Raw genomic sequence first — 19717 nt, forward strand, 5'->3', positions numbered from 1 at the left:
CCACTGCGGCGGGAACGATGGAGATCGGCTCTGTGCTCGCGGAGCGTTATCGGATCGATCAGCAGCTGAGTGGTGCTGCGGCTGACGCAGCAGCTGGCGTTGACGGCCCCGTTGGCTCGGCTCCCCAGGGGATCCTCTGGCGTGCGGCCGACACGCTCGCTGCCGATGCGCCTGTCGCCCTGCGTGAATTGCGTGATCCCGCCGCCCAGGCGCGGTTCCGGGCAATCTGGCCGGCGATGCAGGCGGTTTTGCACCCCCAGATTCCCCGCTTCGGTGGTCTGTTGGAGGAGAACGGTGCCCTTTGGCTGGTGCGCGAGTGGCAGGAGGGTCAGAGCCTGCGCCAAATCCAGATCCAGCGGACTGAACGCCAGCTGGTGTTCGGTGCCGGGGAGGTGCTGCTGCTGCTGCGGCAGTTGCTGCCGGCCCTGGCCGTGCTCCATGGCCGTGAGCTCGTGCACGGGGATCTCAACCCGGGCAATCTGCTCCGCCGCGACCAGGACGGTCTCCCGGTGCTGATCGATTTCGGCCTGCTTCAGCAGGTGGGCCAGCAGCCGATCGCCGGAGCCACCGCCGGCTTTGCGCCCCGGGCCCAGGGCCGTGGCGAGGCGGCCGCGGCTTGGATGGATCTGCATGGCCTCGGGGTCACGGCCCTCACCCTGCTGAGCGGTCGTCCACCGGAACAACTGCTGGAGGCCAGCCGCGAGGCCAACAGCCCCTGGCGCCTGCCCGACAGCCTCAGCCTGGAGGCTCCCTTCCGGGGTGTGCTCGAGCGTTTGCTGAGCGAGCGTCAGGGCGAGCGTTTCGAGCAGGCCCGCGAGGCCTTGCAAGCGCTCCAGGCCGTGGCGATGCCGGAATCCATCGGCCCCCAGGTGCTCTCGGAGCGCACCGTGGTTCTGGCGCCGGTGGCGCCGATTCCCGTGCCAGTCCGGGAGACCACGTCTCCCGCCCTGCCCAGCCTCGAGCCTGAGCCTGCGGCGGCCTCTGAGGTCTCCGTGTCGCGCAGTCGGCCGCGGCAGGAGGAGCGGCAGCAGGCAGCGGAGGGGCGTCTCTGGCCCGTGGTGGGGGCACTGCTGATCTCCGCTGTGCTTGGAACGGCCATCGGCTGGTTCCTGCTCAGCCGTGGCCGGGCCCCCGATCGCGCTCCTTCCACGGAGCGGGATGTGGTGGGCCGGGCGCCGACGGCAAGCCTGCCCCCGGCGGAGGTGGATCAGCGGCAGCAGCTGCTCAGTCGCCTTCGTGCGCTCCAGATCGACCGCAGCTGGTTCCTGCAGTTGGTGGATGCCAGTTTGCTGGCTCGCTTCCCGGAGCGGAACGGCCGCCTGCCCAGCGACTCGCTCGAGGATGCACCGTTGCGCCGGGTCTGGAACGAGCTGGCGGAGGAATGGCTGGCCCGGGTCGAGCAGTTGCCACCGGATCTGCGCTCTCGCCTCGGCCGTCTCAAGGGAGCGGATTGGCAAAAACAACGGGAGACCCTGACCCAACAGGGCGTCAATCCCCGGGTGGTGGAGCAGTTGGTCAGTGCGTCGGCTCAGAATCTTCTGCCTGGGGTGGTGAGCGGCAGCAAGCCGCCGGAGCCCTATCTGCAGCTCTGGTATGCGGCGGCGATGCGAGGCCTGGCGGATGTGCAGATCGAAACGCTGAAGGCCAGGCCCGATGCGCCGGTGGTGCTTTCCAGCCGGGTGCCCTCGGGCGGCGCCCGTTTGATCACCATTCAGGTGCCGGCGGGCCGTCGTCTCGTGCTGGGTATCAACGGCACCCCCCTGATGCAAATGACGGTGTATGGCGCCGATGGTCAGGTGGCGGCGGAACGGGGCCCGCTGCGGGTGGTGACGCTGACGCCGGAGGCGGGCTCTCCGGTGCAAGTGTTGGTCACCAACGAAGGGGTCTCCTCCGGCCTGCTCACCCTCTCCTGCCGCGCCGATCGCCCGGCACCGAAACCCCTGCCTGAGGTGGATCCGCAGCCGATTCCAGATCCAGCCACCGGCGCCCGCGGCTCCGTGGAGGCGATGCCGGAACCGCCTGGCCCCAGGCCGGCGGGGATGCCGGAACCCGTGGCCGAACCAGCGCCGCCGGCCGAGCCCGCTGCGTCAGCCACTCCGCCGGGGGCTGCCGGGGCTCAATAACGCGCCATAGCCGCCCGCGTTTCCTTTTTCACTTGCTTCTCCTTCTCGGCGGCACGCTTGTCGTGCAGCTTGCGGCCTTTGCCGAGGCCGATGGTGACCTTGATCCATGACCCCTGCAGGTGCATGTTCAGCGGGATCAGGGCCAGTCCCTTCTGGTCGAGCTGGCCCCGCAGCTTGTCAATTTCGCGCCGGTGGGCGAGCAGGCGCCGGACCCGTAGGGGGTCGTGGTTGTAGTAGCCGCTGGCGTGGCTGTGGGGGGCGATGTGCACGTTGTGCAGCTGCAGTTCGCCGTTGCGGATCAGGCAGAAGCCATCGCGCAGGTTGGCCTGGCCGGCCCGGATCGATTTCACTTCTGTGCCCACCAGTTCGATGCCTGTTTCCAGCGTTTCAAGAATCTCGTATTGATGACGCGCCAGGCGGTTGTCCGCCAGCAGACGGTTGGCCGCTGCCCGGGCTGCGGCGCCTTTCTTTCCTCCCCCCTTGGCCATCGCCGTTACCCTTCCTCCATGGCGATCGTCTCATCCGGTGCCGGCCGGTCCCCTCTGCTGGATCCCACCGCTGCTCCGGAGCGGCAGGAACAGCCGCTGCTGGCAGCGAATCGGGATGAGGGTCTCAGGCCCCGCCGCCTCGACGACTACATCGGCCAGCCCGAGCTCAAGCAGGTGTTGGCGATCGCGGTGCAGGCGGCCCTCGGTCGCGGCGACGCCCTGGATCATGTGCTGCTCTACGGCCCACCGGGCCTGGGCAAAACCACCATGGCTCTGGTGCTTGCCGAGGAGCTCGGGGTGAGCTGCCGGATCACCAGTGCCCCCGCCCTCGAACGCCCCCGCGACATCGTCGGTCTGTTGGTGAACCTGCAGCCGAATGAGTTGTTGTTCATCGATGAGATTCACCGTCTCACCCGGGTGGCTGAGGAGCTGCTCTATCCGGCGATGGAGGATCGCCGTCTGGATCTCACCGTGGGCAAGGGCAGCACGGCCCGCACCCGCACCCTGGAGCTGCCACCGTTCACGCTGGTGGGGGCCACCACCAGGGCTGGGGCGCTCAGCTCACCGTTGCGCGATCGCTTTGGCCTGATTCAACGGCTCGAGTTTTATGGCCAGGAGGATCTGGAGGCGATTGTGGAGCGGGCGGCGGGTCTGCTCGGTCTTCGCCTCACGCCCCAGGCCTGCGCTGAAATCGCCGGCCGCTGTCGCGGCACGCCGCGGATTGCCAACCGTCTGTTGCGCCGGGTGCGGGATGTGGCCTGCGTAAGGGATGTGGAGGGAGCGATTGATGCGGCACTGGTGGATGACGCGCTCCGCCTGCATCGCGTCGATGGCCGCGGCCTCGATGCCAGTGATCGCCGCCTGCTGGAGCTGCTGCTGCAGGCCCATGGCGGCGGGCCGGTGGGGCTCGACACCCTGGCGGCTGCGCTCGGTGAGGACCCCACCACCCTGGAAGCGGTGGTGGAGCCTTATTTGCTCCAGCTCGGTTTTCTGCAACGCACCCCCCGGGGCCGGGTGGTGACGGCAGCAGGACGCGATCATCTGGGCTGGCCGGTCGAGGAGATCGACGCTGCATGATGCGTCGTTGTCTGCTGCTTTTGTTCACGCTGCTGCTGCTGGCCCAGCCGGCGTCAGCGCTGAGTGACGTGGTGCCAGACGATCAGGCCCTGTTTGAGCAGGCTCTGGGGGCGAGTCGGCAGGGGGAGGCGGCTGAGGCCCTGCCCCTCTGGGATGCCTTCCTGGCGCGTCATCCTGAGGATGCGGCGGCCTGGAGCAACCGCGGCAATGTGCGCCTGGTGCTTGGCGATCCGGAGGGGGCCATTGCTGATCAGAGCGAGGCGATCGCCTTGGCCCCAGACGCCATCGACCCCCATCTCAACCGGGGCACCGCCGAAGAAGCCCTGCAGCGCTGGCCTGAAGCCGCCGCCGATTACGACTGGATCCTGGAGCGGGATCCTGCCGAAGCCTCGGCCCTTTACAACCTCGGGAATGTGCGCGGCTCCCAAAGCGACTGGTCGGCTGCCGCCCATCTCTATGGCCAGGCGGCGCTAGCTCGACCTGGATTCGCCATGGCGCGCTCCAGCGAAGCCCTGGCCCGTTATCAACTGGGTGAGCTCGATGCCGCCGAGCAGGAGCTGCGCAAGCTGATCCGCCGCTATCCGCTCTTCGCGGATGCCCGCGCTGGTCTTTCAGCCCTGCTTTGGCGGCGCGGACGCGGCGGCGAAGCGGAAAGCCATTGGGCCGCCGCCGCTGGGCTTGATCCGCGTTATCGCCAGAGCGACTGGTTGCTCCAGGTGCGGCGCTGGCCGCCCCGGCCCACCGCCGACCTTGCGGCGTTCCTCAAGCTGGAGAGTCCATGAGTGATCCCTCCCGGCTCTGGTCCGCGCGTCTCGAGCGGGAACTCCCTGAGCTTCTGGAGCTGCGCCGCCATCTGCATGCCCATCCCGAGCTCAGTGGCGAGGAGCACCAGACGGCGGCCCTGGTGGCCGGTGAGCTCAGGCAGCGCGGCTGGCGGGTGCGTGAAGCGGTGGGTCGCACGGGGGTGGTGGCGGATCTGGGGCCTGCGGAAGGCCCCAGGGTGGGGCTGCGGGTCGACATGGATGCCCTGCCGGTGGAGGAGCGCACAGGCCTTCCTTTCGCTTCCCGTCGTCAGGGTGTGATGCATGCCTGCGGCCACGATCTGCACACCTGCGTGGGGCTCGGCGTGGCGCGGTTGCTGGCGGCCGAACCGGCGTTGCCCTGCGGCGTGCGCTTGTTGTTTCAACCGGCCGAGGAGCTGGCCCAGGGAGCGCGTTGGATGCGGGAGGACGGCGCCCTGGAGGGGCTGAGTGCCCTCTATGGCGTGCATGTGTTTCCCTCCCTGGCTGCGGGCACGATCGGGGTGCGCAGCGGCAGCCTCACGGCAGCGGCCGGTGAACTGGAGATCGAGGTGATCGGGGAGGGCGGCCATGGCGCCCGGCCGCACCAGTCGGTGGATGCGATCTGGATCGCCGCCCGGGTCGTGACCGGTCTGCAGGAGGCGATCAGTCGGCGCCTTGATGCCCTGCACCCTGTGGTGGTGAGTTTCGGGGCGATTGAGGGGGGCAAGGCCTTCAACGTGATTGCCGATCGGGTGCGACTGCTTGGCACCCTCCGCTGCCTGGATGCTGACCTGCACGCCCGGCTGCCGGCCTGGATCGAAGAGACCGTGCAGGCGATCTGCGCCAGTTTCGGTGCCACGGCCCGGGTTGGTTATCGCTGCATCGCGCCGCCGGTGCACAACGACCCGGCGCTCACCGATCTGCTTGAGCGGTGTGCGATCGACCAGCTGGGGCGCGACCGGGTGCTGCGTCTGGAGCAGCCGTCTCTGGGCGCCGAGGATTTTGCTGAGCTGGTGCAGGACGTTCCCGGCAGCATGTTTCGCCTCGGGGTCGCGGGGCCGGAGGGATGCGCGCCCCTGCATCACGGCAGCTTTCTGCCGGATGAGGCGAGCCTGGCCGTGGGAATCCGGGTGCTCACCGCCACTCTGCTGGCCTGGTTGCAGGACAAGGGCAGCCAGGAGGTGGGGCGATGACGTCGCCAGTCCGCCCCGCCGGTCACGTCTGGTTGTCGTTGGCAGCCCCGTTGCTGGTGCTGCTGGGGGTGGTGGCGATGCTGCAGCGCCAGGGCAACGATCGCCTGCAGGCCCTGCCTGCGATTCTGGTGGGCATCGCCCTGGTGATCAGTGCGATCGTCGGCCGGAGGCGCCGGCGACATCGTCTGTTGCTCGCTTTGCGCAGCACCCGGGCGGAGCGCCCCTCGCGATCACGGGATTGATGCCTGCCATGCCTGAGTTTTCATCGCTGCCGGATCCGTCCGCCTTGCGTGCGGCGATCAGCTCCGGGGATCCAACCCGGGCGATGCCGGCTTTGGCCGGACTGCGGGAGTTCCCGGAGGATCAGACCGAGGCGGTGGTGGTGCCGTTGCTGATCCTCGGTTCAGAGCAGGAGGCCTTTCTGGTGCGCTCCCTCAGTTGCAGTGGGCTCGGGGTGCGCCGGAGCGAGGCGGGCTGGGCGGTGCTGTGTCGTCTGCTCCGCGAGGACGAGGACGCCAATGTGCGCGCCGAAGCCGCCAATGCCTTGGCCAGCTACGGCGTTGCGCGATCCTGGCCCCTGCTGCGGGACAGCTTCAGCGCCGATCACGCCTGGTTGGTGCGCTGCAGCATCCTGGCTGCCTTGGCGGAGCAGCCGGCGATGGAGCCCGGTTGGTTGATGGCGCTGGCCCGTGAGGCGATTGCCGATGCGGATGGCACCGTGCGGGTGGGCGGAACGGAGATCTTGGGCCGGTTAGTGCGGGAGCAGGGTGGTGCTGCCACCGATGCGCCGGTCATCACCGCTGAGGCCCGCAGCCTCCTGCAACGGCTTCAGCAGGACGGCGATCACCGGGTGGTGGCGGCGGCCCTGAATGGCCTTCAGTCCTGATCGGTCAGCCCTTGCTAGCGTTCCAACACCACTAGGGGTGCCTCAGAGCTGCTTACAGCTTGGGGGCTGAGATCACACCCTCCGCACCTGATCCGGGTCATGCCGGCGCCAGGGAAGTGACCAAGCGTGATCTGCGGCTGTTCCGTCGCCTCCTGGCAGTCCCATCGCTCCACGGATCATGCGCGCTTCCTGGGTTGAATCCCGCCGCGGTCAGGCCAACGTCTCCCAGATGCACTTCGCCCGTCAGGGGGTGGTCACTGAGGAGATGGCCTACGTAGCCAAACGGGAGAACCTGCCCGAATCGCTGGTGATGGAGGAGGTGGCTCGGGGTCGCATGATCATCCCTGCCAACATCAACCACACCAACCTGGAGCCGATGGCAATCGGCATCGCCAGCACCTGCAAGGTGAATGCCAACATCGGCGCCTCTCCGAATGCCTCCGATGTGGATCAGGAGGTGGAAAAGCTGCAGTTGGCGGTGAAGTATGGCGCCGACACGGTGATGGATCTTTCCACCGGTGGAGTGAACCTGGATGAGGTGCGCACGGCGATCATCAACGCCTCACCTGTGCCGATCGGCACGGTGCCCGTGTATCAGGCACTGGAGAGCGTGCATGGCTCGATCGAGAAGCTCAGCGAGGATGATTTTCTCCACATCATCGAGAAGCACTGCCAGCAGGGGGTTGATTACCAGACGATTCACGCTGGTCTGCTGATTGAGCACCTGCCCAAGGTGAAAGGGCGCCTCACCGGCATTGTGAGCCGTGGTGGCGGCATCCTGGCGCAGTGGATGCTGTATCACCACAAGCAGAATCCGCTGTACACCCGTTTTGATGACATCTGCGAGATCTTCAAGCGTTACGACTGCAGCTTCTCGCTCGGCGATTCACTGCGCCCCGGTTGTCAGCACGACGCTTCTGACGAGGCGCAGCTGGCGGAATTGAAGACCCTGGGCGAACTCACCCGTCGCGCCTGGAAACACGACGTGCAGGTGATGGTGGAGGGTCCGGGCCACGTGCCGATGGATCAGATCGAGTTCAATGTGAAAAAGCAGATGGAGGAGTGCAACGAAGCACCCTTCTATGTGCTCGGCCCCCTGGTCACCGACATTGCACCCGGCTACGACCACATCACCTCAGCCATTGGTGCGGCCATGGCCGGTTGGCATGGCACGGCGATGCTCTGCTATGTGACACCGAAGGAGCACCTGGGTCTTCCCAATGCCGAGGATGTGCGCGAAGGTTTGATCGCCTATAAGATCGCCGCCCACGCGGCGGATATCGCCCGGCACCGGCCCGGTGCCCGCGATCGCGATGATGAGCTGAGTCTGGCCCGTTACAACTTCGATTGGAACAAGCAGTTTGAACTGTCGCTGGATCCCGAACGGGCTAAGCAGTATCACGATGAAACCCTGCCGGCGGATATCTACAAGCAGGCGGAGTTCTGCTCGATGTGCGGTCCGAAGCACTGCCCGATGCAAACCAAGATCACCGATGCCGACATCGAGGGCCTGGAAGAAGCGCTCAAGGCCAAAGGGGGCGCCGAACTGGCCGGCGTGAAGATGGACAAGGCGGAGTGATCATGACTCGAGAGCGCGGAGATGCGGTTCAGTCGGCGTCTCCGCTGCATCGCGATTTGAAATCTGCAATCGTGCGATCCAGGCCGGTGGCGAGGGGAACTATCGGTTGCCATTGGAGAACATCTTGAGCCAGCTTGATTACGGGCTGGCGTTGTAGCGGATCGTCCTGAGGCAGGGGCTGATGGACGATGGCCAGATCGGAATTGATCCGATCACGCACCATGTTTGCCAGCTGTTGGATGGTGAATTCGTCTGGGTTGCCGATGTTCATCGGTCCTGTGTGATCGCTTTTCATTAGGCGGATCATGCCTTCGATTAGATCGTCCACGTAGCAGAAGGATCGCGTCTGCTGGCCATCGCCATAAAGGGTCAGTGCTTTTCCCCTGAGTGCTTGCATAATGAAGTTGCTCACGACGCGGCCATCGTCGGGAAGCATGCGGGGACCATAGGTGTTGAAGATGCGCATCACACGGATTTCCGTGTTGTGCATGCGCTTGTAGTCAAAGCAGAGTGTTTCAGCGATGCGCTTACCTTCGTCGTAGCAGCTGCGAATGCCGATGGCGTTAACGCAGCCGCGATAACTTTCCGGTTGTGGGTGAACCTCGGGATCGCCATACACCTCGCTGGTGCTCGCGAGGAGGAATCGCGCTTTCACACGCCGGGCCAGGCCCAGCATGTTGTAGGTGCCCAGAAAGCTGGTTTTAGCCGTTTTGATCGGGTTGTGTTGGTAGTGAATCGGGGATGCAGGGCAGGCCAGGTGCCAGATCCGATCCACCTCCAGTTTGATCGGTTCGGTCACATCGTGACGAATCAACTCGAACTTGGGATGACCGATCCAGTGCTGAATATTGGCTTTACGTCCGGTGAAGTAATTGTCGAGACAAATCACTTCTTCGCCGGCTTGCATCAGCCGATCCACCAGATGGGAGCCGAGAAAGCCGGCGCCGCCGGTGATTAGGTTTCGAGTTGGAGCCATAGCTGGAAATAAAAAAGCCCCGCTATGAAGCGCGGGGCCATGAAATCATTCACTTGTGAGTTGGTGTCGCCTTCAGCCCAGCAGCGCTTTGGCTTTGGCCACTACATTCTCCACGGTGAAGCCGAACTTCTCCATGCAGGTGCCGCCCGGGGCGGAGGCGCCGAAGCGATCCATGGTGACGGTGGCGCCATCGAGGCCCACGAAACGGTGCCAGCCGAAGGCTTCCGCTGCTTCCACCACGATCCGCTTGCGCACGGCGCTGGGCAGAACCTCTTCCTTGTAGGCCTCGCTCTGCTCATCGAACAGCTCCACGCAGGGCATGGAGACGACGCGCACCTTGTGGCCTTCGGCGCTGAGCTGCTTGGCCGCTTGCACGCAGAGATCGAGTTCGGTGCCCGTGCCGATCAGAATCAAGTCGGGTGTGCCAGCGCAATCCTCGAGGATGTAACCGCCGTGGGCCACCTTGTCGATCGAGGAGTTGGCCTGGTTAGCCATGCCCTGGCGGCTGAGGCAGAGAGCACTCGGACGCTTGCGGTTCTGGATGGCCAGCTTGTAAGCGCCACTGGTTTCGTTGCCGTCGCCGGGGCGGAACACCAGCAGGTTGGGCATCGCCCGCAGGGAAGGGATGGTTTCGATCGGCTGGTGGGTGGGGCCGTCTTCACCAACGCCGATGGAGTCGTGGGTGAGCACGTAGATCACGCCCAGCTCGCTGAGAGCGGAGAGGCGCATTGAACCCCGCATGTAGTCAGCAAACACCAGGAAGGTGCCGCCGTAGGGGATCAAGCCGCTGTTGTGATAGGCGATGCCGTTGAGGATCGCCGCCATGGCGTGCTCGCGCACGCCGAAGTGCAGATAGCGCTTCTCGGGGGTCTCCGGCTGGAAGGATCCAGTCTCACCGGCGATGTCGGTGTAGTTGGAGTGGGTGAGGTCAGCGGAGCCACCGATCAGCTCGGGCAGGTTCGGGCCCAGGGCACCCAGGCAGATCTGGGAGTGCTTGCGGGTGGCCAGACCCTTGTCGTTGGGGGTGTAGGAGGGGAGATCCTTGTCCCAGCCCTGGGGCAGTTCACCTCGCAGCATCCGCTCAAATTCAGCGGCTTCGCTGGGATACTTGTTGCGATAGCTGGCTAGAGCCTGGTTCCATTCGGCTTCGAGGCTGGCGCCGCGTTCGATCGCCTGACGGTATTGGTCGTAGGCCTCCTGGGGCACTTCGAACGGCCCGTGGTCCCAGCCGAGCTGCTTGCGGGTGAGTTCCGTTTCTTCTTCGCCGAGGGGAGCGCCGTGCACACCAGCCGTGTCGCTCTTGTTGGGGGAGCCGTAGCCGATCGTGGTGGTCACCTTGATGATCGACGGCTTGTCGGTGACGGCCTTGGCGGCCTCAATCGCCTGAGCAATGGCATTCACATCGGTGTTGCCATCGGCCACGTGCTGCACGTGCCAGCCGTAAGCCTCATACCGCTTGAGAACGTCTTCGGTGAAGGACACATCGGTGCGTCCGTCGATGGTGATGTGGTTGTCGTCGTAGAGAGCGATCAGCTTGCCCAGCTTCAGGTGACCTGCCAACGAGCAAGCTTCCGAGGCCACACCCTCCTGATTACAGCCATCGCCCATGATCACGTAGGTGTAGTGATCGACGACCTTGGCGTCGGGCTTGTTGAACTTGGCCGCCAGGTGGGCTTCAGCGATCGCTAGGCCCACGGCATTGGAGATGCCGGCACCAAGAGGACCCGTGGTCACTTCAACGCCAGGGGTTTCGAAGGTTTCCGGGTGTCCGGGGGTCTTGGAGCCCCACTGACGGAACTGCTTGATGTCGTCCATCGTCACCGAGTCGTAACCGGTGAGGTGCAGCAGCGCGTAAAGGAGCATGCAGCCATGGCCAGCCGAGAGCACGAACCGATCTCGGTTGAACCAGAGGGGGTTCTTGGGGTTGTGCTTCAGGAACTTGTCCCAGAGGGTGTAGCCCATCGGGGCTGCACCCATGGGCAGACCGGGGTGGCCGCTCTTGGATTTGTTGACCGCATCAACGGCCAGCATGCGGATGCTGTTGATGCAGAGGGTGTCGAGGGAAGCGGGCGCGGCGACCATGGCGTGGTGACGAGGAACAGAACAGTGGATGCGCAGAGTTTGGATCAGCGCATGCGACGGAAGGCAAGGCAGACGTTGTGGCCGCCGAAGCCGAAGGAGTTGGAGAGCACCGCGTCCAGTGTGGCTTCACGGGCGGTGTTCGGAACGACATCCAGATCACAGTTGGGATCTGGGTTGGCGTAGTTGATCGTGGGGGGCACAACGCCATAGCGGATGGCGAGAACGCTGGCCACCGCCTCAATGCCCCCGGAGCCTCCAAGCAGGTGGCCGGTCATCGATTTGGTGGAGCTCACAGGGATCTGAGAGGCCCGATCACCGAGTGCGCTCTTGATGGCAGCGGTTTCGTTGCTGTCGTTGGCTGGGGTGCTGGTGCCATGGGCATTGATGTAACCCACACACTCAGGGGCCAGGGCGGCATCGTCGAGCGCTAGGCGGATGGCAGCGGCGCCGCCCACACCACCCGGGGTCGGGGCGGTGATGTGGTGGGCATCACAGGTAGTGCCGTAGCCCACGATTTCCGCCAGCACCGTGGCGCCGCGGGCTTCGGCGTGGGCCAGGGTTTCGAGCACCAGCAGGCCTGCCCCTTCACCGATCACGAAACCATCCCGCTCGGCGTCGAAGGGGCGACTGGCTGTGGCGGGATCATCGTTGCGGAACGACAACGCCTTGGCGCTGGCGAAACCGGCCACTCCCAGGGGCGTAATCGCTGATTCGGCGCCACCGCAAATCATGGCGTCGGCTTTTCCCAGCTGGAGGATCCGGAAGGCATCGCCGATCGCATTGGATCCGGCGGCACAGGCGGTGGCCACGGCGGAGCTGGGGCCCTTGGCGCCGAGGGCGATGGCCGCCAGCCCGGTGGCCATGTTGGGGATCATCATCGGCACCGTGAAGGGGCTGACCCGCCCTGGTCCCTTGTCGACTAAGACGTGGGCCTGAGTCTCCATCGTCAGGAGGCCGCCGACGCCAGAGCCGATGCTGATGCCGATGCGGTGGGCATTGGCGTCGGTGATCTCCAGGCCGGAATCGGCAAGGGCCTGCTTGGCCGCCACCACACCGAATTTGCAAAACCGATCCCAGCGCTTGGCTTCCTTCGCTTCGAGATAGCCGCTGGGGTCAAAGGCTTTCACTTCCGCCGCGAAGCGGCAGGCGTGGGCGCTGGCATCAAACAGTGTGATCGGAGCCACACCATTGCGGCCGGAGGTCAGCCCGGTCCAGTAGTCGGCAACCGTGTTGCCGATCGGTGTCACCGCGCCGAGGCCCGTGACCACGACACGTTGGAGACCCTCCACCATCCCGATCCTCAGGCCTGCTTGTCTTCGATGTACTTGACGGCGTCACCAACGGTGGCGATGCCTTCAGCGGCTTCGTCGGGAATTTCGATGTCGAAGGCTTCTTCCAGAGCCATCACCAGCTCGACTGTGTCGAGGGAGTCGGCGCCGAGATCGTTCTGAAAGTTGGATTCCGGCTTCACGTCGCCGGCATCAACGCTGAGCTGCTCCGCCACGATCGAACGGACTTTTTCGAGGATCGCTTCCTGGGACATGGCCGTGAAGACGGGACGACGCATCCTACGGGCTGGTCTCGCGGTCGTTAACAACGGTGACGGCGACGTGCCACAGGTGGTTCAGCTCCGGTTGTGACGGGTACCTTGGCGCCAAGCCATCTGTTCAGGAACGGGCACATGTCCCACGCCGTCAAGATCTACGACACCTGCATCGGCTGCACTCAGTGTGTGCGCGCCTGCCCTCTGGATGTGCTCGAAATGGTGCCCTGGGACGGCTGCAAGGCCGGTCAGATCGCGTCCTCTCCCCGCACTGAGGATTGCGTTGGTTGCAAGCGCTGTGAAACCGCCTGCCCCACCGACTTCCTCAGCATCCGCGTGTATCTCGGTGATGAAACCAGCCGCAGCATGGGCCTGGCTTACTGATTTGGCTCGTCAATAGGCCATAAGCTCAGCCCGGCAGTTGCCGGGCTTTTTTATATGTGCGGAATCGTTGCGGTCATTGGCTCGCGGGATGCGGCCCCCTTGTTACTGGAGGGCCTCAGGCAGCTGGAGTATCGCGGCTACGACTCCGCCGGGATCGCCACGGTGGAGGCCACCCAGCTGCATTGCCTCCGGGCCAAGGGCAAGTTGGTGAACCTGGCGACACGGCTGGAAGCGGAGGGAGCACCAGGCCACTGCGGCATCGGCCACACCCGCTGGGCCACCCATGGAAAACCAGAGGAGCGCAATGCCCATCCCCATCGGGATGGCAGCGGCACGGTGGCGGTGGTGCAGAACGGCATCATCGAGAACCACCGCAGCCTGCGGGAGCAGCTCATGGCTGCAGGAGTGGTGTTCGAGTCGGAGACCGACACCGAGGTGATTCCCCACCTGATCGCAGCCCGGTTGCAGGCTTTGCGTTCAGAAGGGCGCCCCGCCGATGGGGCTCTGCTGCTGGAGGCGGTGCAGGCGGTGCTGCCTCAGCTGCAGGGCGCCTATGCCTTGGCGGTGGTGTGGGCGGAGGTTCCCGGCGCCCTGGTGGTGGCCCGTCGGGCGGCGCCGTTGCTGATCGGTCTTGGTGAAGGGGAGTTTGTCTGCGCCAGCGACACGCCGGCTCTCGCCGGGATCACCCGCACGATCCTGCCGATGGAGGACGGGGAAGTCGCCCTGCTCAGCCCTTTGGGCATCGAGCTTTACGACGCTGATGGCGTGCGGCAGCAGCGCACACCCTCTCTATTGAGTGGCTCGGATCACGTGGCCGACAAGCGCCATTTCCGCCACTTCATGCTCAAGGAGATTCATGAGCAGCCGGAAACGGCCGAGCTCTGGGTGGCGCGCCATCTCCCCAGCGGTTTGCCGGAGACGAATCCGGTGGCCTTGCCGTTCGATGAGGCCTTCTACACCGGGGTGGAGCGGATTCAGATCCTGGCCTGTGGCACCAGTCGTCATGCGGCTTTGGTGGGGGCCTACCTGCTGGAGCAGTTCGCCGGATTGCCCACCAGCGTTTTCTATGCCAGCGAATTCCGCTATGCGCCGCCGCCGCTGGCGCCCCACACGCTCACCATCGGAGTGACCCAGTCGGGGGAAACGGCCGATACCCTCGCCGCCCTGGCGATGGAGGCGGAGCGCCGCCGCGCCCTGGGCGATGACGCCTATGCACCGCGCCAGCTGGGGATCACCAATCGGCCTGAGAGTTCTCTGGCCCGCCAGGTGGAACACATCCTCGACATCGGCGCTGGCATTGAAGTGGGTGTGGCGGCGACCAAAACGTTCCTCGGCCAGTTGTTGGCGTTTTATGCCCTGGCCCTCGGCTTTGCGGCCCGGCGCGGTAGCCAGCCGGTGGCGGAGATCGCCGCTTTGGTGGCGGAGCTGCGCCAACTTCCCAGCCACCTCAGGCAACTGGTGGAGCGGCACGATCGGGAGTCGGAAGCGCTCGCCCACCGCTTTGCTGAAACCCAGGACGTGATCTTCCTGGGGCGTGGCATCAATTATCCGATCGCCCTGGAGGGGGCGCTCAAGCTCAAGGAGATCAGCTACATCCACGCCGAGGGCTATCCGGCTGGAGAGATGAAGCATGGCCCGATCGCTCTGCTGGATGCCCACGTGCCGGTGGTGTCAATCGCGGTGCCCGGCGTGGTGTTCGAGAAGGTGCTGAGCAATGCCCAGGAGGCCAAAGCCCGCGATGCTCAGCTAATCGGCGTGGCGCCGAAAGGGCCGGACACGGCCCTGTTCGATGACTTGTTGGCAGTGCCGGAGGTGAGCGAATGGGTGAGCCCCCTGCTCACAGTGGTGCCGATGCAACTGCTGAGTTATCACATCGCCGCCCATCGTGGCCTCGATGTGGATCAACCGCGCAACCTGGCGAAGAGCGTCACCGTGGAGTGATCGCGGCCGCATCACTGCGGCCATACAGATCGTCGAAACGCACGATGTCATCTTCACCGAGGTATTCACCGCTCTGCACCTCGATCATCTCCACCGGGATACGGCCGGGGTTGCTCAGTCTGTGCTTGCAGCCCATCGGGATGTAAGTGCTCTGGTTTTCCCCCACGAGTTGTTGATTGCCATCCCGCTCGACGAGGGCGGTGCCCTTCACCACCACCCAGTGTTCGGCGCGGTGGTGGTGCATCTGCAGCGACAGGCTTGCACCCGGTTTGACTGAGATTCGTTTCACTTGCCAACGGTTGCCTTCCACCACGCCGGTGTAGGAGCCCCAGGGGCGGTAGATCCTGCGGTGGGCCTTGCCTTCGGGGCTGCCGTCGGCCTCCAGTTGCTTCACGATCGTTTTCACGTTCTGGGTCTGGCTGCGATCGGCGATCAGCACGGCGTCATCGGTTTCCACCACCACCAGGTTCTCCACCCCCAGCCCCACCACGAGGCGATGCTCGCTGCGCAGGTAGCAGTTGCGGCTGCCTGCGCTGATCACTCGGCCGCGCAGAACGTTTCCGTCGTCATCGCGATCGGCGGTGTCCCACAGGGCACTCCAGCTGCCCACATCACTCCAGCCTGCCGCCAGGGGCAGCACCGAGCCCAGCACCGTTTTCTCCATCACGGCCACGTCGATGGCCACATTCGGGCACTTGGCGAAGGCTTCTCGTTCCAGGCGTAGGAAGTCGAGGTCGGCCACGTCCTGCTCCAGAGCGGCGCGGCAGCAGCTCACCACTTCAGGCGCCAGCCGCTCCAGCTCGGCGAGCATGGCGCTGGCCCGGAAGAGGAACATGCCGCTGTTCCAGGTGAAGCGACCGCTGGCGAGGAACTGCTCGGCCGTGGTGCGATCGGGCTTCTCCACAAAGCGCGCAATCGGCACGGGTTGGAGCGATCCCGCCTCTAGCGGCGCCGCCGCTTCGATGTAGCCATAGCCGGTTTCCGGCGCTGTCGGCACGATCCCGAAGGTCACCAGACGGCCTGCTTCCGCGTCGGCCCGACCGGCTTCGATCGCGGCGCGAAAAAGGGCCGCATCGCGGATCACGTGATCGGCGGCCAGCACCAGCAGAAGCGGATCCTCACCGCGGGCGGTGGCCTGGAGGGCGGCGACCGCCACAGCCGGTGCCGTGTTGCGCCCCATCGGCTCCAGCAGGATGGCGCCCGGCTCCACACCGATCTGGCGCATCTGTTCGGCCACGATGAAACGGTGGTCGTCGTTGCAGATCAGCAGGGGAGCTCCGAGGCCGCTCAGTCCCTCCAGCCGTTGCTGGGTTTGCTGCAGCAGGGTTTCGTCGCCGCTCCCCCCCAGGGGCCAATACTGTTTGGGGTAGCTGGCGCGGGAGAGGGGCCAGAGCCGGGTGCCGGTGCCGCCGCAGAGGATCACCGGGATCAGGGGGGTGGTCACCGTGGGCTGAGCCGAACGTGGCGCCAGTGTCGCGCAAGGCTGGAGCGCTTGTCAGTGCCAGCTACAGCTCCAGAAGGCCAGGCGGTGGAGTGAGCAGCAGCCAGCCCGCCTTCAGGTGCACCTCCGGCACGATCGCCTCCACGAAGGGAATCAGTTGTTTGCGGCCATCCCTGCGCTCCACCTCCAGCAGGTCATTGCCACCGCTGATCAGGTCGGTGACGCTGCCGATCGCTTCAGCATCGGCCTGGAGCCGCACCTCGAGGCCCACTAGATCGAGGAGGTGAAATTCGCCATCGGCCAGGGCGGGACGGTCATCGGCGCGCACCAACAGGGTCTGGCCCACCAGGGCTTCGGCGGCGCTGCGGTCGTTAATCCCCTCGAAGCGCACCACGAACAGCTGTTTGCCGGGCAGCTGCCGACCGCTGCTCAACTCCACGGCGCGGGGTTCGCCGCCACGGGCCTGCAGCCAGCGGGTGCCGGGTGTGGTGAAGCGCTCCTGGAACTCACTGGCGGGATTGACGCGCAGCTCGCCGCGGAGCCCCTGGGCCCCCACCACGGTTCCCACCGCCAGCCAGTCGTTGCTGTTCATCAGCTCATCATGTCGCCACGCGATACTGGGTATCGATCGCTGCCTGCATCCATGGCCTCCACCGCTCCGATCCTGCCCGGTGCCACGGTGAAGGTGGTGGATCCTCGTTCGATCTACAACGGGTACACCGGGTTCGTGCAGCGGATCAGCGGGGACCGGGCAGCGGTGCTGTTTGAAGGCGGCAACTGGGACAAGCTCGTGACCCTCCGCCTCAGGGATCTCAGCGCCGCCTGAGAGTGATGTTGGCCGGCGTCCGGGTGCAGCTGCGGCGGGTCGTGCTCGACTCCGACACCCGAGCCGGACGCCTTTACAACCTGATCATTTTTGGCACGATCCTGGTGAGTGTGGCGGGGCTGATGGTTGAGCCCCATCCGCTCCATCTCGCTGCGGATGATGTGGTGCCGGCCTGGGTGCACAGCCTTGAGCGGGCCTGCCTGCTGGTGTTCATCGCCGATTTTCTGCTCCACCTCTGGGTCACGCCCCGGCCGCTCGCCTACCTGCGCAGCTTCTACGGCCTGATCGACCTCTCGGCGGTGCTGTTCTTTTTTGTGCCCCAGATCAGCAGTGGCCTAATCCTCTGGATCTTCAAGTTCGGGCGGGTGCTGCGGGTGTTCAAGCTGCTGCGCTTTCTCGATGAGGCCCAGCTGCTTGGCAATGCCCTGCGCGCCAGTGCCCGCCGCATCGGCGTGTTCCTGTTCTTTGTGGTGATGACCCAGGTGGTGCTGGGTTACGTGATGGTGGTGATTGAAAGTGGTCACCCCCAGACGCAGTTCCAGACCGTGGGGCACGGCGTGTATTGGGCGATCGTCACCATGACCACCGTGGGCTACGGCGATGTGGTGCCCCAGACGGTGCTCGGTCGCTTGTTGGCGGCGGTGGTGATGTTGCTCGGCTTCGGGATCATTGCCATCCCCACCGGCATCGTCACGGTGGAGACGATCAATCAGGCCCGGCAGGATCAACGCTCCTGTGGGGATTGCGGCCGCACCGGCCACCGCCACCGGGCCGCCCATTGCGATCAGTGCGGCGCGGTGTTGCCCTTAGGGCGTTCTTGAAGGTGTTGCAGGGCGTTCCTGGCGGCCTCCTGTTCCGCCTGGCGGCGTGAGCCGCCCCATCCCTCAGCGAGGAGATCGGGCAGGCTCACGCGGCAATGAAAGCGGCGCGGGTCACCGTGGCGCCGGCTGATCTCCCGGGTGTCATAGGCCGGCAGGCCCTGGGCCTGACTCTGGCTCCACTCCTGTAGGGCGGATTTGCTGTTGCCCCGGTGCGGATCGGCGAGCACGGCGGCGCTGGTCTGCTGCCAATAGGGCGTCAGCCAGGCCTGCACCGGCTGCAGCCCCCCGATGGCATAGATCGCGCCGATCAGCGCTTCACTGAGTTCGGCGCGCAGGGTGGCGTGCGCGGCGACATCACCGCTGGCCGTGGCACCGATCCGCCACCAGTGCTCGATGCCGATGGTTTCCCCCAGCTGAGCCAGCCACTGATCGCTCACCAGCTGGGCGCGCAGGGAAGATCGGTCCCCCACCGGCAGCTGGGGATAAATGCTGGCGATGAACTCGGTGGCGGCCAGGCGCAGCACCGCATCGCCGAGAAATTCCAGCTGCTCGTGATGGGGATGCAGACCGCTGGAGGTGTGGGTGAGCGCTTCATTGAGTTGGGCGAGTTCGCGGCCCTTGAGCGGCAGCGGCGGGGTGAGGTCAAGCTGCAGCCAGAGCTTCTCCAGCTGCTCGCGACGAGCGGCATCGATTGCAGTCGGCGTGTTCGGTGCCATGGCGCAGGCGCGGCATCCCCCATGATTGCCTTCGAAAGACAGGGGCGGTTCCGGTGGGCGGCGTTGCTGCTATCGGCACACTTTGGCCATGACCTACTGGCTCAGCAAAATCCTTCCCCTGGCCCTGCTGCCCCTGGGGTTGAGCCTGATTCTGCTGCTTCTGGGGCTGTCGATGCGCTGGCGGTGGCCGGTGATCGGAGCCCTTGCGCTGCTGTGGATGTTTTCGCTTGGACTGGTGAGTCAGGCCCTGTGGCGCTGGTTGGAAGCTCCCTGGCAGCGCCTGCCTGCGTCAGCAGCCTCTTCGGCCGATGCGATTGTGGTGCTCAGTGGTGGCCGTCATCCCGCTCCGGGGGCGGCCCGTATCAGCGAGTGGGAAGATCCCGATCGCTTCCTGGCTGGGCTCGATCTCTATCGGGCCGGCAAGGCGCCGCGCCTGCTTTTCACCGGCGGAGCCAGCCCTTTTCGACCCGGACAGCCCCCGGAAGGCCAGCGCTATCTCGCCGAAGCGGAGCAGCTCGGCATTCCTCCAGCGGCCATGGCCAGCACGCCGGTGGTGGTGAACACCGCTGAGGAAGCGGTGGCGATTCGGCAGCTGCTCGATGGTCCCTCCGCCCGCATCCTTCTGGTCACCAGTGCGTTCCACATGCGCCGGGCCCAGCGGCTGTTCGAGCGGCAGGGGCTGCAGGTAAAGCCGTTTCCGGTGGATTTTCAATCCCGTGGGGCCTGGGCCGGCCCCCTGTGGCGGGATCCCAGCCAGTGGCTGCCCACAGCCCAGGCTCTCGATCACAGTTCCCGCGCTCTGCGCGAGTTGTTGGGGCGACTGGTGTATCGAGCTTGGTGAAGAGCTACTGAGCTAATA

20 protein-coding genes and 1 riboswitch are annotated in these 19717 nt (G+C 65.4%); of the genes, 12 read left to right on the forward strand and 8 right to left on the reverse strand.

The window, feature by feature from the left end:
• Positions 1-17 precede the first annotated feature (17 nt).
• Positions 18-2123, forward strand: a complete 2106-nt coding sequence (locus SynWH8101_RS00715; protein WP_130128159.1) for a protein kinase — start codon at positions 18-20, stop codon at positions 2121-2123.
• Here the strand turns inward: SynWH8101_RS00715 and smpB are convergent.
• Positions 2117-2611, reverse strand: a complete 495-nt coding sequence (smpB, locus tag SynWH8101_RS00720; protein WP_130128160.1) for an SsrA-binding protein SmpB — start codon at positions 2609-2611, stop codon at positions 2117-2119. The genes SynWH8101_RS00715 and smpB overlap by 7 nt on opposite strands.
• 18 nt (positions 2612-2629) lie before the next feature.
• Between smpB and ruvB the strand changes: the two genes are divergently transcribed.
• The 6 genes from ruvB to thiC all read left to right on the forward strand — a co-directional run bounded on the left by ruvB (position 2630) and on the right by thiC (position 8128).
• Complete coding sequence (gene ruvB, locus SynWH8101_RS00725) at positions 2630-3688, forward strand: Holliday junction branch migration DNA helicase RuvB (RefSeq protein WP_130128161.1); 1059 nt, start codon at positions 2630-2632, stop codon at positions 3686-3688.
• Entirely contained in the window at positions 3688-4470 is a 783-nt protein-coding gene (locus SynWH8101_RS00730; RefSeq protein ID WP_130128162.1) for a tetratricopeptide repeat protein, read from the forward strand. The genes ruvB and SynWH8101_RS00730 overlap by 1 nt, the downstream gene beginning before the upstream one ends.
• Positions 4467-5663, forward strand: a complete 1197-nt coding sequence (locus tag SynWH8101_RS00735) for an amidohydrolase (RefSeq protein ID WP_130128163.1) — start codon at positions 4467-4469, stop codon at positions 5661-5663. Before SynWH8101_RS00730 ends, SynWH8101_RS00735 begins: the two co-directional genes overlap by 4 nt.
• Positions 5660-5905: a DUF3188 domain-containing protein gene (locus SynWH8101_RS00740; RefSeq protein ID WP_130128164.1), complete on the forward strand. Its 246-nt coding sequence runs from the start codon at positions 5660-5662 to the stop codon at positions 5903-5905. Before SynWH8101_RS00735 ends, SynWH8101_RS00740 begins: the two co-directional genes overlap by 4 nt.
• A gap of 8 nt (positions 5906-5913) precedes the next feature.
• Complete coding sequence (locus tag SynWH8101_RS00745; protein ID WP_130128165.1) at positions 5914-6549, forward strand: HEAT repeat domain-containing protein; 636 nt, start codon at positions 5914-5916, stop codon at positions 6547-6549.
• A 23-nt stretch (positions 6550-6572) separates the two neighbouring features.
• Positions 6573-6681, forward strand: a riboswitch (TPP riboswitch).
• 46 nt (positions 6682-6727) lie between these two features.
• Positions 6728-8128: a phosphomethylpyrimidine synthase ThiC gene (gene thiC, locus SynWH8101_RS00750; RefSeq protein WP_130128166.1), complete on the forward strand. Its 1401-nt coding sequence runs from the start codon at positions 6728-6730 to the stop codon at positions 8126-8128.
• 28 nt (positions 8129-8156) lie between these two features.
• Here the strand turns inward: thiC and SynWH8101_RS00755 are convergent, their stop codons facing one another.
• The 4 genes from SynWH8101_RS00755 to acpP all read right to left on the reverse strand — a co-directional run bounded on the left by SynWH8101_RS00755 (position 8157) and on the right by acpP (position 12729).
• Entirely contained in the window at positions 8157-9104 is a 948-nt protein-coding gene (locus tag SynWH8101_RS00755; RefSeq protein WP_130128167.1) for a UDP-glucuronic acid decarboxylase family protein, read from the reverse strand.
• Positions 9105-9176: 72 nt separating this feature from the next.
• Entirely contained in the window at positions 9177-11186 is a 2010-nt protein-coding gene (tkt, locus tag SynWH8101_RS00760) for a transketolase (RefSeq protein ID WP_130128168.1), read from the reverse strand.
• Between the two features lie 44 nt (positions 11187-11230).
• On the reverse strand, positions 11231-12478 hold the full coding sequence (gene fabF / locus SynWH8101_RS00765) for a beta-ketoacyl-ACP synthase II (RefSeq protein ID WP_130128169.1): 1248 nt from the start codon (positions 12476-12478) through the stop codon (positions 11231-11233).
• Positions 12479-12486: 8 nt separating this feature from the next.
• Complete coding sequence (acpP, locus tag SynWH8101_RS00770) at positions 12487-12729, reverse strand: acyl carrier protein (RefSeq protein ID WP_007100992.1); 243 nt, start codon at positions 12727-12729, stop codon at positions 12487-12489.
• Between the two features lie 138 nt (positions 12730-12867).
• On the opposite strand from acpP, the gene psaC reads away from it, so the two are divergent.
• On the forward strand, positions 12868-13113 hold the full coding sequence (psaC, locus tag SynWH8101_RS00775; RefSeq protein WP_007099573.1) for a photosystem I iron-sulfur center protein PsaC: 246 nt from the start codon (positions 12868-12870) through the stop codon (positions 13111-13113).
• A gap of 54 nt (positions 13114-13167) precedes the next feature.
• Entirely contained in the window at positions 13168-15054 is a 1887-nt protein-coding gene (glmS, locus tag SynWH8101_RS00780; protein WP_130128170.1) for a glutamine--fructose-6-phosphate transaminase (isomerizing), read from the forward strand.
• Here the strand turns inward: glmS and SynWH8101_RS00785 are convergent.
• On the reverse strand, positions 15041-16498 hold the full coding sequence (locus tag SynWH8101_RS00785; protein WP_130128171.1) for a mannose-1-phosphate guanylyltransferase/mannose-6-phosphate isomerase: 1458 nt from the start codon (positions 16496-16498) through the stop codon (positions 15041-15043). The two genes, glmS and SynWH8101_RS00785, sit on opposite strands and share 14 nt — an antisense overlap.
• 61 nt (positions 16499-16559) lie before the next feature.
• Positions 16560-17087, reverse strand: a complete 528-nt coding sequence (gene rimM, locus SynWH8101_RS00790; protein ID WP_130128172.1) for a ribosome maturation factor RimM — start codon at positions 17085-17087, stop codon at positions 16560-16562.
• 51 nt (positions 17088-17138) lie between these two features.
• Between rimM and SynWH8101_RS00795 the strand changes: the two genes are divergently transcribed.
• Both SynWH8101_RS00795 and SynWH8101_RS00800 read left to right on the forward strand, forming a co-directional pair.
• Positions 17139-17321 (forward strand): NAD(P)H dehydrogenase subunit NdhS, encoded by a 183-nt coding sequence (locus SynWH8101_RS00795; protein ID WP_130128173.1) that lies wholly within the window; start codon positions 17139-17141, stop codon positions 17319-17321.
• A gap of 5 nt (positions 17322-17326) precedes the next feature.
• Positions 17327-18142 (forward strand): ion transporter, encoded by an 816-nt coding sequence (locus SynWH8101_RS00800; protein ID WP_130128174.1) that lies wholly within the window; start codon positions 17327-17329, stop codon positions 18140-18142.
• Here the strand turns inward: SynWH8101_RS00800 and SynWH8101_RS00805 are convergent.
• Positions 18106-18858 carry a ribonuclease III family protein gene (locus SynWH8101_RS00805; protein WP_130128175.1) on the reverse strand — a complete coding sequence of 251 codons (753 nt, stop codon included), beginning with the start codon at positions 18856-18858 and terminating at the stop codon, positions 18106-18108. The genes SynWH8101_RS00800 and SynWH8101_RS00805 overlap by 37 nt on opposite strands.
• Positions 18859-18946: 88 nt before the next feature.
• Here SynWH8101_RS00805 and SynWH8101_RS00810 point away from each other — a divergent pair, with 88 nt between their 5' ends.
• Entirely contained in the window at positions 18947-19699 is a 753-nt protein-coding gene (locus SynWH8101_RS00810) for a YdcF family protein (protein ID WP_130128176.1), read from the forward strand.
• Positions 19700-19717: the final 18 nt, after the last annotated feature.

The organism is Synechococcus sp. WH 8101, from assembly GCF_004209775.1.
In the GTDB taxonomy this organism is placed as follows: Bacteria; Cyanobacteriota; Cyanobacteriia; order PCC-6307; family Cyanobiaceae; genus Synechococcus_C.

Bases quoted from the DNA above. Each gene is read 5' to 3' on its own strand.
- SynWH8101_RS00715 (WP_130128159.1), top strand. From the start codon at position 18: ATGGAGATCGGCTCTGTGCTCGCGGAGCGTTATCGGATCGATCAGCAG.
- smpB (WP_130128160.1), bottom strand. From the start codon at position 2,611: ATGGCCAAGGGGGGAGGAAAGAAAGGCGCCGCAGCCCGGGCAGCGGCC.
- ruvB (WP_130128161.1), top strand. From the start codon at position 2,630: ATGGCGATCGTCTCATCCGGTGCCGGCCGGTCCCCTCTGCTGGATCCC.
- SynWH8101_RS00730 (WP_130128162.1), top strand. From the start codon at position 3,688: ATGCGTCGTTGTCTGCTGCTTTTGTTCACGCTGCTGCTGCTGGCCCAG.
- SynWH8101_RS00735 (WP_130128163.1), top strand. From the start codon at position 4,467: ATGAGTGATCCCTCCCGGCTCTGGTCCGCGCGTCTCGAGCGGGAACTC.
- SynWH8101_RS00740 (WP_130128164.1), top strand. From the start codon at position 5,660: ATGACGTCGCCAGTCCGCCCCGCCGGTCACGTCTGGTTGTCGTTGGCA.
- SynWH8101_RS00745 (WP_130128165.1), top strand. From the start codon at position 5,914: ATGCCTGAGTTTTCATCGCTGCCGGATCCGTCCGCCTTGCGTGCGGCG.
- thiC (WP_130128166.1), top strand. From the start codon at position 6,728: ATGCGCGCTTCCTGGGTTGAATCCCGCCGCGGTCAGGCCAACGTCTCC.
- SynWH8101_RS00755 (WP_130128167.1), bottom strand. From the start codon at position 9,104: ATGGCTCCAACTCGAAACCTAATCACCGGCGGCGCCGGCTTTCTCGGC.
- tkt (WP_130128168.1), bottom strand. From the start codon at position 11,186: ATGGTCGCCGCGCCCGCTTCCCTCGACACCCTCTGCATCAACAGCATC.
- fabF (WP_130128169.1), bottom strand. From the start codon at position 12,478: ATGGTGGAGGGTCTCCAACGTGTCGTGGTCACGGGCCTCGGCGCGGTG.
- acpP (WP_007100992.1), bottom strand. From the start codon at position 12,729: ATGTCCCAGGAAGCGATCCTCGAAAAAGTCCGTTCGATCGTGGCGGAG.
- psaC (WP_007099573.1), top strand. From the start codon at position 12,868: ATGTCCCACGCCGTCAAGATCTACGACACCTGCATCGGCTGCACTCAG.
- glmS (WP_130128170.1), top strand. From the start codon at position 13,168: ATGTGCGGAATCGTTGCGGTCATTGGCTCGCGGGATGCGGCCCCCTTG.
- rimM (WP_130128172.1), bottom strand. From the start codon at position 17,087: ATGAACAGCAACGACTGGCTGGCGGTGGGAACCGTGGTGGGGGCCCAG.
- SynWH8101_RS00795 (WP_130128173.1), top strand. From the start codon at position 17,139: ATGGCCTCCACCGCTCCGATCCTGCCCGGTGCCACGGTGAAGGTGGTG.
- SynWH8101_RS00800 (WP_130128174.1), top strand. From the start codon at position 17,327: ATGTTGGCCGGCGTCCGGGTGCAGCTGCGGCGGGTCGTGCTCGACTCC.
- SynWH8101_RS00805 (WP_130128175.1), bottom strand. From the start codon at position 18,858: ATGGCACCGAACACGCCGACTGCAATCGATGCCGCTCGTCGCGAGCAG.
- SynWH8101_RS00810 (WP_130128176.1), top strand. From the start codon at position 18,947: ATGACCTACTGGCTCAGCAAAATCCTTCCCCTGGCCCTGCTGCCCCTG.